The 17822-nt window shown below is 41.4% G+C and carries 11 protein-coding genes; 6 read left to right on the forward strand and 5 right to left on the reverse strand.

What is annotated here, in order from left to right; translation table 11 throughout:
- Positions 1–20: 20 nt before the first annotated feature.
- Both C9J12_RS00135 and C9J12_RS00140 read right to left on the reverse strand, forming a co-directional pair.
- Positions 21–929: a M15 family metallopeptidase gene (locus tag C9J12_RS00135; RefSeq protein ID WP_107240868.1), complete on the reverse strand. Its 909-nt coding sequence runs from the start codon at positions 927–929 to the stop codon at positions 21–23.
- 42 nt (positions 930–971) lie between these two features.
- Positions 972–1421: an RNA-binding S4 domain-containing protein gene (locus C9J12_RS00140; RefSeq protein WP_107240869.1), complete on the reverse strand. Its 450-nt coding sequence runs from the start codon at positions 1419–1421 to the stop codon at positions 972–974.
- A 126-nt stretch (positions 1422–1547) separates the two neighbouring features.
- Here C9J12_RS00140 and C9J12_RS00145 point away from each other — a divergent pair, with 126 nt between their 5' ends.
- Positions 1548–2405, forward strand: coding sequence for a PA4780 family RIO1-like protein kinase (locus tag C9J12_RS00145; protein ID WP_107241199.1), 858 nt, complete (start codon positions 1548–1550; stop codon positions 2403–2405).
- A 471-nt stretch (positions 2406–2876) separates the two neighbouring features.
- Positions 2877–4964, forward strand: coding sequence for an elongation factor G (fusA, locus tag C9J12_RS00150; protein WP_107240870.1), 2088 nt, complete (start codon positions 2877–2879; stop codon positions 4962–4964).
- A 69-nt stretch (positions 4965–5033) separates the two neighbouring features.
- Here fusA and C9J12_RS00155 read toward each other — a convergent pair whose 3' ends face one another.
- Positions 5034–6506 (reverse strand): C69 family dipeptidase, encoded by a 1473-nt coding sequence (locus tag C9J12_RS00155; protein ID WP_107240871.1) that lies wholly within the window; start codon positions 6504–6506, stop codon positions 5034–5036.
- A 519-nt stretch (positions 6507–7025) separates the two neighbouring features.
- Entirely contained in the window at positions 7026–9980 is a 2955-nt protein-coding gene (gene torS / locus C9J12_RS00160) for a TMAO reductase system sensor histidine kinase/response regulator TorS (RefSeq protein ID WP_107240872.1), read from the reverse strand.
- Between the two features lie 93 nt (positions 9981–10073).
- Between torS and torT the strand changes: the two genes are divergently transcribed.
- From torT to C9J12_RS00175, 3 genes are all read left to right on the forward strand, one after another.
- Entirely contained in the window at positions 10074–11156 is a 1083-nt protein-coding gene (gene torT, locus C9J12_RS00165; RefSeq protein WP_170111691.1) for a TMAO reductase system periplasmic protein TorT, read from the forward strand.
- Positions 11157–11298: 142 nt separating this feature from the next.
- Complete coding sequence (locus C9J12_RS00170) at positions 11299–11757, forward strand: methylglyoxal synthase (protein ID WP_107240873.1); 459 nt, start codon at positions 11299–11301, stop codon at positions 11755–11757.
- A gap of 237 nt (positions 11758–11994) precedes the next feature.
- The gene (locus tag C9J12_RS00175; RefSeq protein WP_107240874.1) at positions 11995–12975 is read left to right on the forward strand and encodes a zinc-binding dehydrogenase; all 981 of its coding nucleotides are present in this window, start codon (positions 11995–11997) and stop codon (positions 12973–12975) included.
- An 80-nt stretch (positions 12976–13055) separates the two neighbouring features.
- Here the strand turns inward: C9J12_RS00175 and helD are convergent, their stop codons facing one another.
- Entirely contained in the window at positions 13056–15140 is a 2085-nt protein-coding gene (gene helD / locus C9J12_RS00180; protein ID WP_107240875.1) for a DNA helicase IV, read from the reverse strand.
- A 340-nt stretch (positions 15141–15480) separates the two neighbouring features.
- Between helD and yccS the strand changes: the two genes are divergently transcribed.
- Positions 15481–17661 (forward strand): YccS family putative transporter, encoded by a 2181-nt coding sequence (yccS, locus tag C9J12_RS00185; protein ID WP_107240876.1) that lies wholly within the window; start codon positions 15481–15483, stop codon positions 17659–17661.
- Positions 17662–17822: the final 161 nt, after the last annotated feature.

A 17822-nucleotide genomic window follows, 5' to 3' on the forward strand; every position in this document is an offset into this window, starting at 1 on the left:
CCCGTTAATTAAAATAACCATTATCGCTTAACGCAGATAGCAGATCGTACAGAATCGACCTGTATGGCTTGGATAATTCGCGAAGGTGAACGGATATATGTCTGACTCAATGATGATACCCCTAATTTATCTTTCAGGTATTCGACATAATCATTAAATTTATGCTGTGAATGCGCTTGAGGATAAAAGCGGCTACATGATTGATACCAATCAACATAACGCTTAAAGAACATAGTCGCTTGCTGGCTATCCATCGAAATCATCAGATTTGCCATATCTCGGCTAACTTGAAAGTGCTGATAATCAATAGGAGTATCCCAAAAACCGCCCCAATATTGAAAACCATTTTTAGCAAATAACTCGATAATCTCTTCAGCCATGCCCTTTCTTTCTGTTTTACCAAATCGATATTTCATCCGGTTCGCATACTTAATACCTGCTTGCGGCTTAAATGTAGCGATATTTGTTGTACTAAATTCAACAAATGGGTTCTGTACTGGGTTGATATCAATCGCTAAGCCATACGCATGTAAAGACAATGAACGTTGCCCACTGATCGATCGGTAATTAAAAGCTGAGGTATTATTATCTGTCATCGAACGATCATCATCACCTTGATAGTGTTCAATGGTAACCGCTTTGTTGATCGGAAATTTGGCAGAAAATAAAGAATCAAAAATATGACCAACATAAGGTGCAACGGCATCCAACACAACAAGATGCCCATTGTTATGCTGCTTGCCATCAAAATCGACATAGTTAAATATCACTTGCCTCAAACGTTGGCATTGAACAGGAGCAGTGTTGTCCATTACCCCTGCTTGCGTCATATTCCTACATAACGCATCTGAAATAGGTGACACCGTTGCGGACGATGCTTGCCATGATATGCAAAGAAGAATGCTCGCAATGAAACCACCTACGTTCATCTATATACCTTTACGTTGTTATAAAAAGTATGAACCGTACAATTAAAAACTCATCAGCTTTCGACCCGTTGATTGATCTGCACTATTGACGGCTTTGGGTTCTGCAGGTTTATTCTGACCACTCTTATTTGCCTTTTTCGATGCACTCTTTTTAGGTTTGTTGCCTTTATTAGCATTTTTTTGCTGAGGCTTCTTCGCTGCGGGCTTTTCCGTCTTCTTTTTTACTGGCTCATCAGAAGGCTCTTGTACTGGCTGGTCACACAGCACAACATAATATTCTTCGTTAAATTCAACTAAGTCACCGTCATACATTTTACGGCGCTTACGTTGTTCCAATTCACCGTTAACAGCAACATAACCTTCAGAGATGGCCATTTTTGCTTCACCACCACCACTGACTGCGTTGGCAATTTTTAATACTTTATAAAGCTCAATTGGTTGAGAGGATACTTCAATACCAATCGCTTCTACTTCAATTTCTTCTTGAGACATTGTATGTCGCTCATTTGATAACTTACGTCTTAAATTGTACCGCACAATCGATACTTAGGGTAAACAAAGCAAAAAGATCTATTTCCCTGTATTCCATCCGACACATAACTCATGTATAACGGCGCTATGAAGATACCAAAACGAATCCAACCTCTGGTTGATGATGGGTTAGTAGACGACGTTCTACACCAATTAATGAGTGGCAAAGAAGCCTCTGTCTACGTTGTACGTTGTGGTGACGACATTCGCTGCGCGAAAGTGTACAAAGAAGCAGATAAACGTAGCTTTAAACAAGCTGCGCAATACCGTGAAGGCCGAAAAGTAAAAAATAGCCGACGCGCACGCGCAATGGAAAAAGGCTCTAAATTCGGTCGAGACCAACAAGAACAAGTATGGCAAAGTGCCGAAGTTGACGCGTTATACACTCTTGCTAATGCGGGTGTTCGCGTACCTCAGCCTTACGGGTGCTTTGATGGCGTACTGTTAATGGAGCTTGTTACTGATGACGAAGGCTTAGTTGCCCCACGTTTAAATGACGTCTCTATTACTAAAGAGCAGGCACTTATCGACCATGCTTCTGTAATGCGAAGTGTCGTGCGCATGTTATGTGCAGGTATTGTGCATGGTGATCTATCTGAATTTAATGTATTAGTTGATCAATACGGACCGGTAATCATCGATCTTCCTCAAGCCGTTGATGCATCAGCTAACAACAATGCCAAGTGGATGCTAGAACGTGATGTTAATAACATGACGGCCTATTACGGACAATACGCACCTGAATTGCTTGATACTCAGTTTGCTAAAGAAATCTGGGCTCTTTATGAAGAAGGTAACCTACAAGCTGACGTCGAATTAACCGGCCATTTTGAAGAAAGTACCGAACTTGCAGATGTTGATGCTGTATTAGAAGAAATCAATGCCGTTATGCTTGAAGAGCAGATGCGCAAAGAACGCATTCAAGAAGTCGAAGAAAATAGTTAATTTCTAACTATTCAATAAACATTAAGCGCCATAAGTTGATAAAACTTGTGGCGTATTCTCATAAAATTTAAAAAAGTTACACTAAATACCAAAATGGTAGGTTTAACTTTGGCACTAAAGCCTTCATAATCACGCACTATTCTCGTCCTAGTTTATTTAATTATTAGGTTAGGAGATCATCGAAAACGATGTTGAGTTGCCAACAATAGTTGTGTGACTTCATGAAAACATATTCTTTTGTGACGTTATCTGTACAAGCTAGTCATTCTTAACGAGTCGATTTCATCGTCAAATGGGCAAACAGCAAAGCAATTACACTCTATAATTGCTAGCTAGATGCCGACATTTCATCGTTTAATGAAAAAAGCGGTACAAATGGTCACTTAATAACCCTGAACCTATGTTCTGTTTGCGGTAATAAGTGGTATACTCCCGCCGAATTAAGAACATCATTATCTATAGAGAAAGACAATGTCAGATTTATCGAAATACAGAAACATTGGTATTTTCGCGCACGTTGATGCGGGTAAAACCACGACGACTGAACGTATCCTGAAACTTACTGGTCAGATCCACAAAACTGGTGAAGTTCACGATGGCGAATCAACAACTGACTTCATGGAACAGGAAGCTGAGCGCGGGATAACTATCCAGTCTGCAGCAGTAAGCTGTTTCTGGAAAGACCACCGTTTTAACGTTATCGATACTCCTGGACACGTTGACTTTACAGTTGAAGTATACCGTTCACTTAAAGTACTTGATGGCGGTATCGGTGTATTCTGTGGTTCTGGTGGTGTTGAGCCTCAGTCAGAAACTAACTGGCGTTACGCGAACGACTCAGAAGTTGCACGTATCATCTTCGTTAACAAACTAGACCGTATGGGTGCAGATCTATTTCGCGTTGTTGACCAGATCAAGAAAGTTCTTGGTGCTGTGCCACTAGTTATGACTCTACCAATCGGCCGTGAAGACGACTTTGTTGGTGTTGTAGACGTATTAAGCCGTCAAGCATTCGTTTGGGATGACACTGGTCTTCCTGAAAACTACGAAATCACTGATGTTCCTGCGGACATGGTTGACGACGTAGAAGCTTACCGTGAAGAACTAATCGAAACTGCTCTAGAGCAAGACGATGACCTTCTAGAAGCGTACATGGAAGGCGAAATGCCTACGATTGAACAAGTTAAAATGTGTATCCGTCGTGGTACTCGTGACTGTTCATTCTTCCCTACGTACTGTGGTTCTGCATTCAAGAACAAAGGTATGCAACTTATTCTTGATGCTGTTATCGATTACCTACCGTCTCCAACGGAAGTTGATCCACAGCCGCTAACTGATCCAGAAACTGGTGAGCCAACTGGCGAAGTAGCTACTGTATCTGTTGACGAGCCACTAAAAGCGCTTGCGTTCAAAATTATGGACGACCGTTTCGGTGCTCTTACTTTCATCCGTATTTACTCAGGTAAACTGAATAAAGGCGATACTGTTCTTAACAGTGCTACTGGTAAGACTGAACGTATCGGCCGTATGGTTGAAATGCAAGCAGATGAGCGTAACGAGCTTTCAACCGCGCAAGCTGGTGATATCATCGCCGTTGTGGGTATGAAGAACGTTAAAACTGGTCACACTCTATGTGATCCTAAGCACGAAGTTACGCTTGAAGCGATGATCTTCCCTACTCCAGTAATCTCGATTGCTGTAACGCCTAAAGACAAAGGCGGTTCTGAGAAAATGGGTATCGCGATCGGTAAAATGGTTGCAGAAGATCCATCTTTCCTAGTTCACACTGACGAAGAAACTGGCGAAACTATTCTTAAAGGTATGGGTGAACTTCACCTAGATATCAAAGTTGATATCCTTAAGCGTACTTACGGCGTTGACCTTATTGTTGGTGCTCCTCAAGTTGCTTACCGTGAAACTATCACGAAGCCAGTTGAAGATAGCTACACGCACAAGAAACAATCTGGTGGTTCTGGTCAGTTCGGTAAGATCGACTACATCATGAAGCCAGGCGAAGTAGGTTCAGGCTTTACGTTCACATCATCTGTTGTTGGTGGTAACGTTCCTAAAGAATTCTGGCCTGCAATCGAAAAAGGCTTCAAGGGCATGATGGATACTGGTGTTCTAGCTGGTTTCCCTGTTCTTGACGTTGAAATTGAACTTCTAGACGGTGGCTTCCACGCAGTCGATTCATCTGCAGTAGCATTTGAAATCGCAGCGAAAGGCGCATTCCGTCAGTCTATGCCTAAAGCTGGTGCTCAACTTCTTGAGCCTATCATGGCTGTAGACGTGTTCACTCCTGAAGATCACGTTGGTGATGTTATCGGTGACCTTAACCGTCGTCGTGGCATGATCAAAGATCAGATGGCTGGTATAACTGGTTCTCGTATTAAAGCAGACGTTCCTCTTTCAGAAATGTTTGGTTACATCGGTCAACTACGTACAATGACTTCTGGTCGTGGTCAGTTCTCTATGGAGTTCGCACACTATGCACCATGTCCTGCAAACGTTGCAGCGACAGTAATTGAAGAAATTAAAGCACTTAACGCGAAGAAGTAATTCTTCCCTTATAAGCGCTAACTGTTAAGAGCCCCGATAGTGAAAACTATCGGGGCTTTTTATTATTTATTACAAGCTCATTATTTTCTTAAACTCTTCTTCTGAATACTTTTTCTCGGTACTTTTAGTCAAATCTGTCATCATCTTATAGCGCGTTTCAGTCGCCATGCTTAATGTACGTTGAAGCTGACCGTAAGAGTAATCCGACGCCATATCTAACGCTGCTTGTTTATCCGTTTTATAAAGTGTTTTCAGTGTCTTGTCCATGCTACTAACTTGTTTATATAGCTTGGTTTCTTCTTTATTCCATACCTCATTTAACATAGGTAAGTACTTGTCAGGATTCGCGGTAGCTAAAGCAGTTAAGCTGCGGAATTGCCAATAAGCAGAGTCATCAGAATAGATATCGTTTCCTACAGTATAAGGCGTTGGGTAATCTTGTAAGCTGCTGTATAACGGCACTAATACTGATTCTGCCAATACCCCGTAACTTTGCCAAATCAAACCTTGCAGCTCTTTAGGCATGTCTTTACGCAGCTGGATAATATGAGACTCTAACTGTCGTTCTACACGTATTGGACGCTCACCTTTATCGGCTAAACTGGTGCCTTCATATGTTGCACTGAGTACATCTGCAACATCTTTTACCGACAGCTTATCATCAGGCTTCATAAACAAAGGGTACTGCTGCAATCGTGTATCCTGCTTATTAGATGCCGATAGCATATGTTGCCCTAACCATTCGCGGTCAACATTATAGACATCACCAATAACACCAAATGCTTTGGCAAAGTTAAATGACTTAGCATCAGGCTTATCTAGCAGTTCGTTCGACGTAACGAAATCCAATAGTCCTTTAGAATGCAATACATCATTAGCATTAAGATTAACCCCATGCACTCTCAATCCATTGGCTATCATGGCATAGCTATCATCAGGTACTTTTACTGCAATCCAATGATGGCCAGAACCGATTTCAACTAACCACGCTTCATTTACATCGGCGATATACAGGCTATTTCCCTCGCCAGCACCGTATTTTTCGATATATTGACCAAGTAATTCAACCCCCTGTTTAGCGGTTTTAACTTGAGGGAGTATCAAAGTAGGAATAACGGCTTCAATGATGCCATTTTCAATCAGAGGATCAGCAGCCGCAGCTTTCTCATTCACTTCAGCACTGGTTGTTGCTGAAACGGCGACATTAAATTCATTAATACCACGTTCTTCGTAATATTTACCGTCACTGTTTACCGTATTAGCATCCCAATCAGGAATAGCAGAATACGCATAAAACTGCTTAGGCATCGGTACAACAAGCCCATTACCTAATGCCCAGTCCCCTTCTTTATTTAACTGAGCTGGACGGTACGCCAAGTGTTTATTCCAATTATTAATGCCAAAATCTTCATTTCTAGCAATCATAATACTGCCATCTGAAGAGGCATTTTTACCAACAATAAGACCAGTACACGCATTAGCACTTAGACTGATTGCCGATAAAATAGCGGCAGACAGCAAAGTTAAAGTCATCTTCTTCATCGTATCTCTCTATGTTTTTTTATAATGGAATAATATTCACTAATTTTGCAATATTTCTAATTTGATAAATATAAACCTTATAATTATCAATTTAATAGCTTATATCACCACAAAGATGCGTTTTGTACAGATGATCACGCTAGAAGAAATTGACTAGGATTAAATACAAATAAGGCATGATGTTTATATAACTAAACATCATGCCTATATACCCAAGCTACCTCAAGATGCAGGATTCAGAGTGATCTCAGCGTGTATAATTCAAGGAAAATGTGTGTAGGAATGGCATTCCCTTTCAAACACATTTGACACAGAAGTAGATACGCTGAATCACTCCCGAAGGGCGAGTTTTGTTGTGCTCTATGCGGTGTTACTTATTTTCAACGTAGAACGACTAGGTCTATAAATAAGCGCCTTGCCTAGAGCACAACAAATTCTCGCTGAAACGAGCATCTTGAGGTAACTTGGGTATAAGACTATGATTTACTTAAAAGTAAGAATGAATGCGGTATAGCCAAGCTAACTTGAGTGTATAAACGTGCTTTCTAGTGCTTGTTTTGATGCCTCAAAAGCCTGTGAAACCGTTTTAATATCTAAACCATCAAGCGAGCCTGCTTTACCTGCTTTTTCAAAAAGTAAGCACTCTTGGTGTAATCGTATTAAGCCCATCGTTCCTGCTGCACCCTTTAAAGTATGTGCATGATTAGAAACCTCAGCCATGTCTAAAGCTTCAACGGCTTGCTGCAGTTTATCTAAGGTTTCACTTGAAGAGCTTGCAAACAACGCAATCAGTTTCTGAACTTGTTCTACACCTAATACTTGTAAATCATCACCTAGTACAGATTCTTTTAATACGGGAAAAACTGAGTCAGACTCACTCTTTTCGGCATTGTTATTGTCTTGCTTATCGATCTCAATAACAGATACATTGTCGAATGGAATATTCTCTACAACCACCCGCTTGTCTCCTTTAAGAATACTGCCGATTGTTGCTATTAACTGCTTTTCAGTAACGGGTTTAGGTAAGAAACCAGCAAAACCCGCGGCTAAGTATTGCTCGACTTCCTCTCTAAATACATGAGCAGAAAATGCAATCATTGGCGTAGGCTCTTCCCACGATTCACGGTTAGCCTCTTCGATACGACGTAAACGATGCAGTAAGGTTACGCCGTCTGTATCCGGTAAATTGATATCAAGTAACGCCATATCAAATACATGCTGATGAAATTCACGCTCGGCACTTTCACCGTCTTCTGCCGTAATCACACTATGCCCTAGCCGTCGTAGAAACCCCTCTGCAACCATGCTGTTTACTGGGTTGTCTTCTACCAATAAGATATGAGCTGGCGGTATTGTTATCATAGTGCCTTCAGTTCCTGTCGACAATTTGCCTCGTTCTAATGGAATTGAAAACCAGAAACAGCTACCTACATTAATGGTTGAATCGACACCAATTTCGCCTTCCATTGCGGCAACAATATGTCGGCTTATCGCTAACCCTAAACCTGTACCACCAATCGTTTTTCGTCCTTCTTCTGCTTGCTTGAAGGCGTTAAACAGGGTGTCTTGTTCCGCCTCATCGATACCAATGCCACTGTCTGTGACTTCAAACAGTAACTCATCAGGCATATCTGGGTTCATGCTGACCGCAATCGTCACTTGACCTTGGTCGGTAAATTTAATCGCATTACCCACCAAATTAATCAGTACCTGACGAATACGCGTCACATCCCCCTGCCAAATATTGTTCATGGTGTCATCAATGTGGTTCACTAATTGAATATGTTTACCTAACGCGCGACTTTCCAACATATTGTGTACGTCCAACACTAACTCTGACAGTGAAAAATCAACAAGTCGAATATCCAAATGGCCAGCTTCAATTTTTGAGTAATCCAAAATGTCATTGAGGATATCTAACAAGGTTTCTCCGCTGCGGTTAATCACACGCAAATAACGGGCTTGCTGATCGTTAAGTCCAGTGTCAGCTAATAATGAAGCCGTGCCGAGCACACCATTCATTGGCGTGCGAATTTCATGGCTCATGGTCGCTAGGAAGGCAGATTTTGCACGGTTAGCCTTTTCTGCCTCATTACGCGCTTTATCATGATTCACCACTTCTTCGTTTAAGCGGCTATTGGTCTTTTCTAGTTCAGACGTTCGCTGTACAACTAATCGTTCTAGGCTTTCTTTATGCAGCTGCAGTTCATGGCGGATTTTTCGTTCAACTTGTATTAAACGATACCGTTCAGATGCGGTATCACGGGCTACCATGATGGCACGCCCCATGTGTGCTAATTCATCATCACCTTTAATATCCAATTGAATACCAAGATCACCACGTGCTAACGACAATAACGCTTGGCTATAGTCATTAAAACGACAGATAACGCTCGCATATACAAAGCGCCACATGATTAATACCAAGGCAGCTAAACCAATAACAGAAATACTAATAAGCGTTGTTCTAGCAACGGTAAGGGTTTCATCGACTTTTGTAACCGCTTGTTGAGTACCCTCATTTGCCGCCGTTATAATACCGTCGACAGTACTATTTAACTGCTGAAATAAAACGAGATTCTGTTGGTCTAGACGCTCAACATCTTTTTTTGCGTACAGTAACTGCTCTAAGACTCCAAATAATACTCCGCCACGATTTAAATTAGACGTTAATTCTGTCAGTTGCGCTGAACGACTTGGGTCTTCTACCGATTTAACACGGTAGCTCATCACGTTAACGGCATGAATAAACCGTTCTTTTAAGCGTGTTAAATTACCTATATCACCTAACCGTTTAGAATCATCAAGCATGTTAATAACTTGAAGTGCCAAAAACCTCAGTTCAAAAAGGCGCTCAGACAAATCCATATCGACTTCAACTAAGCTATCTAACGCGTTATATACCGCCTGATTATCACCAGATTCAACTAAATCATAAATACGTGAAACGTTCGCAACCGCAATAGTGCTTGCATTCGAGACTTGAGATTGTGATAGCGAATCAACCTGTTGTGTTGCAACTAGCATCTCACTGGTAAGTTCATCGGATTGAGCTTGTAGGCGGATCTGCCGCCCAACCAATAACCCCATTAAAGCGAGATTATCGATAATGCTCTTAACATCGCTGTCTAATTGAGACATTAAGTCTTCATCAAATGGGTAGCTTTTTAGTGCCGTTAAGCTGCCTTTTAACCCTTCAATATAAATGGTTAACGCACGACCTTGTCGTTGACGTTCATGTTCTGTTTTTGACGTTGCTAGAACCTGAGCGGTAAAAATAATTCTGGAGCTCAAATCAGACAGATGGCGAGCTTCCACCAAAGCGGGAACTGCCGAATTAATGACTGTTTTTTCTGTTTTTGCAACCAACGAAAAGCCAGCAACACCAATAACGACAGCTAAAATCATTAGCGCAGCCATGGCTGAGAATGCTAAAAGTAACTTGCCACCAATACCATTTCGGTTAAATGTCATAGACTAGAACCATATATATGAAAAATGGGGTTTAACCCTACCAAATAAAACATTACTATTTTGCCTGCGATATCAGTACAGATGCTAATAATCATGCTCAAAAAATCTATTATTTCGTTTTTATTACTCTTTTTTACCCTTAACTCTGCTTTTGCACGTGAGATCAACACGTACAAACCGCCCTTTAAACATGAAAGGCAACCACAAAGCATTCCATTTAAGCCGCTTCTATCTGTATCGAAGCCATGGAAAATTTGTGCGGTCTATCCACATCTAAAAGACTCCTATTGGCTTTCAATCAACTACGGCATGGTTGAGCAAGCTAAAATTTTGGGTATTACGTTAAAAGTATTAGAGGCAGGTGGCTACCCTGAACTTGATAAACAAAAAGGTCAATTACAATACTGTAAAAAGTGGGGAGCAGATGCCATTATCTTAGGGACTGTTGATAGAACTGCTTATAACGGAATTTTATCGCAATTTACTGGCGATATACCTGTCTTTTCGATGACCAATGATATCGATATGTCAGACCCAGATATTAAAATGCACATTAAAGCCAAAGTGGGCGTTGATTGGTATTACATGGGAAAACAAGCCGGTGTTTTTCTCGCACAGCGTCACCCTAAAGGTAGCGGAACAGTCAAAGTAGCGTGGTTACCAGGGCCTAAACAGCGTGGTGGTACAAAGCCTGTCAACTCTGGATTTTTAGATGCCTTACAAAATAGTGATATAGAAGTGGTGAGCACACTGTGGGCTGATAACAGTAAAGAACTGCAGCGTAACCTTATACAACAGCTTTTTACTGAACACCCCGATATTAATTATATTGTCGGTGGAGCTGTTGCTGCAGAAGTTGCGATCAGTGAACTTCGCACCAACCACAAAACAGACGATGTGAAAATTATATCGACCTATCTAAGTCATGGTGTCTATCGTGGATTACGCCGAGGAAAAATTCTATTTTCTCCTACAGATAAAATGGCTCAGCAAGCACAAATGTCTGTCGATCAGGCTGTACGTTATCTTGAGAATAAGCCGATGGAATTCGATTTAGCACCAAAAATTCAGCCATTAACGCCAGAGTACCTTCCAAGAGAGGTCATTACAGACTCTTTATCACCAGCAGAATATAGACCTGTATTTAATGTTGAAAACCATGATGTTGCCCACTAAAAATAAGTCTTTGCGCTAGCTTATACTTTCGGCCTATGTCGTTGTACATCAATAGATAGCTTTGTTATTAATGAGCGCAGATATCATTATAATTATACCCAAGCAGCCTCTCGTATTTTGTACGAATAAATTGGAGTTATACATGCAAGTCACAACGCGTACAATGAACAAGAGCAAGCATATTGCCTTAGTTGCACATGACAACTGTAAACAAGATCTTTTACGTTGGGTGAAAGAGTTTGAAGACAAACTTGAAGGCCACACTCTGTATGCAACAGGCACTACAGGTCACCTTCTTACCAAAGAAACAGGTCTTAAAATCAACTGCATGATCAGTGGCCCTATGGGAGGAGATCAACAACTAGGCGCTTTAATCTCAGAAAGTAAAATTGATATGATGATTTTCTTCTGGGATCCGCTAAATGCAGTTCCTCATGATCCTGATGTGAAAGCACTATTGCGTATTTCTGCCGTCTGGAATGTACCTGTTGCAACTAACCGAGCAAGCGCAAAGTTTATGATTACATCACCATTATTAGCAGAAGAAATTTCTATCGAAATTCCAGATTATGACGCTTACCTTGCTGAACGTATCGGCTAAAGTCTCTCATTAATTAGTCACTGATTCATTGAGCCTTTTGTTTATCAGAAGGCTTTTTTATTTATTAAAAACCCTTTGTTCTCGCTACCCCATCTTGAAAATGCTACTTACGATCCTTTTTATATCCTATTACAGACATTTTTTTATTCAGATTAAGCAAGATCGTGCGATTAGATATAAGGTTATAAAACAGAATAGTAGTAACAATTATTATAAAAAATGCAGAGGCAGTGGTGTATGAATGTATGGAGACTCACCAAACCGGAAGGATTAACACACCTAAAATTAGAGGAAACAGAAAAGCCAACACCCAACTCTGATGAAATTTGCATTCAAGTAGCAGCCGTTAGCCTAAACCCAATGGACTACAAACTTGCAAACTGGGGATATGCAACATGGAATTACCCTCAAGTGATCGGTCTTGATGTATCAGGTACCGTCACTGAAGTGGGCAAAGATGTTGTACAGTTTAAAGCGGGGGACAGAGTTCTTTTTTTCGCCGATCCACGCACTGCCGGTGGTTTTGCTGAATTTGCAACGTGTAAAGCAAATGCCGTTAGCCGCATTTCAGACTCGTTAGACTTTCAACAAGCAGCTGCACTACCCTGCGCAGGATACAGCGCATGGATGGCGGTATACGATAAACTCCAGGCTAAACCTGGTCAGCACATTGCTATTACGGGTGCAGGTGGTGGTGTCGGCGGGTTTGCGGTTCAATTAGCCAAGCTTGCAGGCGCTCATGTCTATGCGATAGCCGACCAGCAGCACCATGAGCGTTTATTGCAATATGGAGCCGATGCAGTTATTGACCCCCATAAAGATAATGTCGCAATGCGGATTATAGAGCTTACTGAAGATCATCTTCTTCATTCTGTGATTGACTGTGTTTCTGCAAAATCAGGCAGCATGATGAGTGCATTAATCCGTTATAACGGACATATTGTGATGGTGGCAGATCAATTTAATCAAGTACCTTTGCTAGCAACAACGAAAGCACTTAGCTTGCACGAAGTCGCGTTACACGGCACATTCGCACACGGAACACCTGAACACATTTATCATCTTGCCGATATTGGCAATAGCTTGAGTAATCTTGTCGCGGAAGGAAAGCTCGACGCAATGGTGACAGAGGTTTTACCTTTTGAGCGGTTAGTTGAAGGCTTAGAAAAATTAAAGGCGATGAGCCACAGTGGTAAAATCGTCATAGTTATGGATTAGGTATAGACATGAAATATAATAAAAAAGCCCCAACCAGATCTCGGTTGAGGCTTCTCATTCAGTATTAAACACCTTGAGCGTTATTTTACTTTCATGCGCTTAATCTTGTTCATGACTGCATATTTATCATCAATCAGTTCATTAATAAACGATGATGTTTTTTCAGGATCAGCACAAACCCAAACATGCTTTTTCGCGCGTGTTAGCGCAACATAAAACAATCTGCGTTCTTCTGCATCTGCATACCCTTCATTTTTAGATTGTAAACATGCAGCTAAACCTGTTTCACGCTCTGGAGCGGGAAATACACCACGGTTCACATCCAAAATAAACACAAAATCGGCTTCACGCCCTTTACTACCGTGGCAGGTCATGAAATTCATGTTTAATTGTGGCCATTGGGTTTGCCAAGCTTTTAGTTTTTCGGGACGTTGTTTATTGTTTCGACCTAACAACAATACCGTAACAGGCTTTTCATTCTGAGAAGCAAGCTGTATCAGTTCTTGTTCAAGTAAATCCTGACATAATAATGTTACTGCTTTGCGTTTCTGTTTTTTATGGCTTGTCAGATCTTTCCTAAGCTGTTGCGGATTCTGTTGAATAAAGAGATTTGCCACTTCACCGATCATACTATTAAAACGATAAGTGGTGTCTAACTCTGTAATGTGGCTTGAGCCAAATCGGTCAGCAAAACCTGTTGTTAAATTAACATCTGCACCCGCAAAACGGTAAATAGCTTGCCAATCATCGCCTACCGCAAATAAAGTTGGACGCGGTTTTGTTTCTTCTTCGCTATTACATAAAGCTTCAATTAATGACAAACGCTGTGGCGAAATATCTTGGTATTCATCAACCATAATAAAACGCCATTCTGGTACAAATTTTCCATCATTAACGTATTCAACCGCTTTTTGGATCATGGTATTGAAATCGATTTGCTTATTCGATTTCAAATGCTGCTCATAAGCACGAAAACAGGGCCACAATAATCCTAATTCACTCTTCATACGTTGCTTAGCAGCAGGGTTATTGCTCTTATCAATAATCGCTACAAGGTCGCTTTTGCTTAAACCGCTTTGTCCGATTAATTCAATATGACGCCAAACCCAACTCGCTAGCTGTTCATTCTTCGCTTGCTGTTCCATTGAGTTATCAGCTTTAAAACCAGGAATACGCCATTGCGTTAAATGTTTCTGCCAGCGTTTAGCTGATGCCGCGCTTTCCCATTGCTCTTTTAAAGTAGAAGTAATCCACTGTGCTTTTGCTTTGTCATCCAATGCTAACGGGGAAACATTCGGCCGTTCATTTTCAACTGATTGAATAATCTGCGTGCCTAATGCATGAAATGTCGCCACTTTAATTCTATCGTTAACCTTCAACGCCAAACGTTCACGCATTTCTTCTGCCGCGTTGCGACCAAATGCCAACATCAGTATTTCTTCAGGCTGTGCTGCTTGATTGGCAACAAGGTAACCAGCACGTGCTACCAACACACTCGTTTTGCCTGTACCCGCACCCGCTAAAACCAAATTATGATCTTGATTGATTAATACGGCTTCACGCTGCGAGGGATTAAGGGGTGATGTTTCAAATTTATCAAACCATGATGACCACTTTTCAGCTTCCGACGTTAACCACTCACGGTTATTCTCTTCGACCCAATCCCCATTACCTTCTAGCCAAGGTTCTATTCTCTCGAATGCCATAGGGCGAAAAGACGCAGCAAGCTCTTGAGTTAAACCCGTTGTTTTCAATGAATCATCAAGGAATTTACACAAATCATCGTGCTCTGATTCGCGTAAATAACCTTGCTGTGTCGCAAAGCTATTAATACGATTAAGGACATCTGGTAAGGCTTTATCAAGCCGATCAACTCGACCATGTGCCCAATCACGATACGATTCAAGAAGACGTGCAGCAAAAGGCTTACATTGTTGCCAAGGTAAACCATGAATCGTCCAACAATATTGTTGATCAGCTGAGGTAAGCTCTAATGAGCCCCACACTACCCCACGATGTACTTCAATCGCACCATCCCAATCATCAAACGAAATCGTGCTTGTTTCTGTCTGGCTATCAAGAGTTAAACTATGTTCATTCAGCTCAATACTGAAATAGTCACCTTGCACAAACCACTGTGCTAATACACTGGCACTTAAACGCATTTTTTCACCAAAATCTTCCTAATTTTCATTCAGGCTTCTTAATTACCCAAGTTACATCAAGATACTCATTTCAATACTTTGAGGTAGCTTGGCTATAATACCCATAATACTTCAAGATGCCTTACGCTACGGGACGATAGATTACCAATAACCCGTATTTCACCATAGCACCACAATACAGATTTGATTATAATTTCGTCTTACAGCTTGATTAGCCATTATTTTTTATGTGGTTTAATCTCAACTTTGTTATCTTATATACCTTGTCATTTTTTTCGTTACTCACATACGATTGTAACGGTTCATTTGCCGCCTTTTATCAGAAGATTGTTAATCATACATGCAAAAAAACCGCTTTAGATTGAATTTACGCCGCTATTGGGCCAATGACCGTATTAACTACAGTATAAGGGTACTAATTGCGCTAGTCGGTGTTGCATTGCCTTGTTGGCACTTAGGCTTAACTACCGAAATCACACCACTTGTACTAGGGATTATCGCCGCTGCGCTCGCAGAAACTGATGATAACCTAACAGGGCGAATTAAAGGACTGGCGATGACACTTACGTGTTTTCTTATCGCATCTTTTTCTATCGAAATTCTATTTGATACTCCTCTATTTTTCGCGATTGGCTTATTCGTCTCTACCTTCAGCTTTATAATGCTAGGGGCTATTGGTGCTCGTTACGCCAGTATCGCGTTTGCCTCGCTCTTACTGGCGGTCTATACCATGCTGGGAGCCGATACGAGCCCTAACCTATGGTATCAGCCTGTTATTCTATTAGCTGGCGCAGCATGGTATGGCTCTTTATCATTACTTTGGCATATCTTTTGGCCTAACCAGCCCGTGCAACAAAGCTTAGCGCGTGTTTTTAGTGAATTCTCACACTATTTAGACAGTAAAAGTAAACTGTTTGATCCGGTTTCTAACCTTGTTCCGCAGCCCTTACGTATTGAAGCTGCGCAAAAAAATGCTCAAGTGGTTGCTGCACTCAATTCAGCCAAAGCAACATTACTGCACCGTGCGCGTCGCGGACACCCTAATGCAACGGGTGATCGCTTCTTGAAAATCTATTTTCTCGCACAAGATATTCATGAACGTGCTAGTTCTTCGCATTATCGCTATCAAGATTTAGCCGTAACCTTCCAACGTAGTGATGTGCTATTTCGTTTTCAACGCTTATTGACGTCACAAGCCAATGAATGCCGTGCGGTTTCACATGCTCTCGCGATGGGTAAGCCTTATCATCACAGTATTGAAAGTATTCGTGCATTAGATGAGCTGCAAGAATCGTTAATCCACTTAAAAAGTCAGAATAACCCAGAATGGCGTTCGTATCTCATTCAGTTAGATTATCTGTTCAAGAACCTCGCTACCGTTGAACGTCAACTGTCTAATGTAAGCAACCCAGATGCCGCGCCTACCGATCCAGATATTGAATTGGCAGACACCGAAGCTCGTGGTGCTAAAGAAATGTGGAAACGGGTTATTAGCCAGTTTAAGCCAGATTCTATGCTATTTCGTCATGCGCTGCGCATGGCAATTGCACTAACTGTTGGCTACGGCTGTATTCAATTGTTAGATCTTGAAAGAGGATATTGGATTCTGCTTACAACACTCTTTGTTTGCCAGCCTAACTATAGTGCAACACGCCAAAAATTGGTTCAGAGAGTCATCGGTACTCTGGGTGGATTGTTGGCCGGTATTCCATTGTTATACCTGTTTCCTGGTCAAGAAGGCCAGTTGGTACTCATGGTATTGGCCGGTGTATTGTTCTTCGCCTTTAGAACCGTGCAGTATGGTTTAGCAACCGCCTTTATCACGCTATTAGTCTTATTTTGTTTTAATCAATTAGGGGAAGGGTTTGCGGTTATTTTACCGCGACTCGGCGATACCCTACTTGGGTGTTTATTAGCAGTGCTTGCCGTCAGCTTTATTTTGCCTGATTGGCAAGCAAACCGTTTACATACGGTAATGGCATCGGCAATTAAAACCAATTGTGATTACCTTGCTCAGATCATTGGTCAGTACCGTATTGGTAAAAAAGACAGCTTAAACTACCGTATAGCACGTCGAGATGCGCATAATACCGATGCTCAGCTCAGTACCGCGATAAGCAATATGCTCGCTGAACCAGGGCGCTATCGTATGTGTACAGATGAGAGTTTCCGCTTTTTAACGCTTAATCATGCCATGTTGAGTTATATTTCAGCACTCGGGGCACACCGCACGCGACTGGAAGATGAACATACACACCAGTTAGTCGCGCAATCACACCGTCTGATTCACGCTCACCTTGATAGTTTGGCTGAACAGCTATCAAGCAACCAAGTGGTCCCAACGCTGGTGATTGATACTGAAATCGAACAACGCCTTGCTCAGTGGCGAGACGAAGACAGTACATCAGTCCGTATGGTGTTACAGCAGCTTCACTTGATTCACCGCATGTTGCCTGAATTGCATTCATTAGCGAATAAATTAGCGGCAAGAACTAATAAAAAAGCAGTAGAAGTAGCATAACCCTATTCACTATCGTCATATGCCCTCTGATACTATTCTTATATGTTATCTGAGGGCTCATTTGTTTCATTCCTATTCATCCCCACTATTTTTTCATTTCACTTCTCAGCTTATTTATCGTTCTACTGAAATATTTACTACAGTAATACCATTCTGGTTCA

The organism is Photobacterium frigidiphilum, assembly GCF_003025615.1.
GTDB lineage: Bacteria > Pseudomonadota > Gammaproteobacteria > Enterobacterales > Vibrionaceae > Photobacterium > Photobacterium frigidiphilum.

Excerpts from the sequence above, each read along its gene's own strand:
- C9J12_RS00135 (WP_107240868.1), bottom strand. The coding sequence starts at position 929 with ATGAACGTAGGTGGTTTCATTGCGAGCATTCTTCTTTGCATATCATGG.
- C9J12_RS00140 (WP_107240869.1), bottom strand. The coding sequence starts at position 1,421 with ATGTCTCAAGAAGAAATTGAAGTAGAAGCGATTGGTATTGAAGTATCC.
- C9J12_RS00145 (WP_107241199.1), top strand. The coding sequence starts at position 1,548 with ATGAAGATACCAAAACGAATCCAACCTCTGGTTGATGATGGGTTAGTA.
- fusA (WP_107240870.1), top strand. The coding sequence starts at position 2,877 with ATGTCAGATTTATCGAAATACAGAAACATTGGTATTTTCGCGCACGTT.
- C9J12_RS00155 (WP_107240871.1), bottom strand. The coding sequence starts at position 6,506 with ATGAAGAAGATGACTTTAACTTTGCTGTCTGCCGCTATTTTATCGGCA.
- torS (WP_107240872.1), bottom strand. The coding sequence starts at position 9,980 with ATGACATTTAACCGAAATGGTATTGGTGGCAAGTTACTTTTAGCATTC.
- torT (WP_170111691.1), top strand. The coding sequence starts at position 10,074 with ATGCTCAAAAAATCTATTATTTCGTTTTTATTACTCTTTTTTACCCTT.
- C9J12_RS00170 (WP_107240873.1), top strand. The coding sequence starts at position 11,299 with ATGCAAGTCACAACGCGTACAATGAACAAGAGCAAGCATATTGCCTTA.
- C9J12_RS00175 (WP_107240874.1), top strand. The coding sequence starts at position 11,995 with ATGAATGTATGGAGACTCACCAAACCGGAAGGATTAACACACCTAAAA.
- helD (WP_107240875.1), bottom strand. The coding sequence starts at position 15,140 with ATGCGTTTAAGTGCCAGTGTATTAGCACAGTGGTTTGTGCAAGGTGAC.
- yccS (WP_107240876.1), top strand. The coding sequence starts at position 15,481 with ATGCAAAAAAACCGCTTTAGATTGAATTTACGCCGCTATTGGGCCAAT.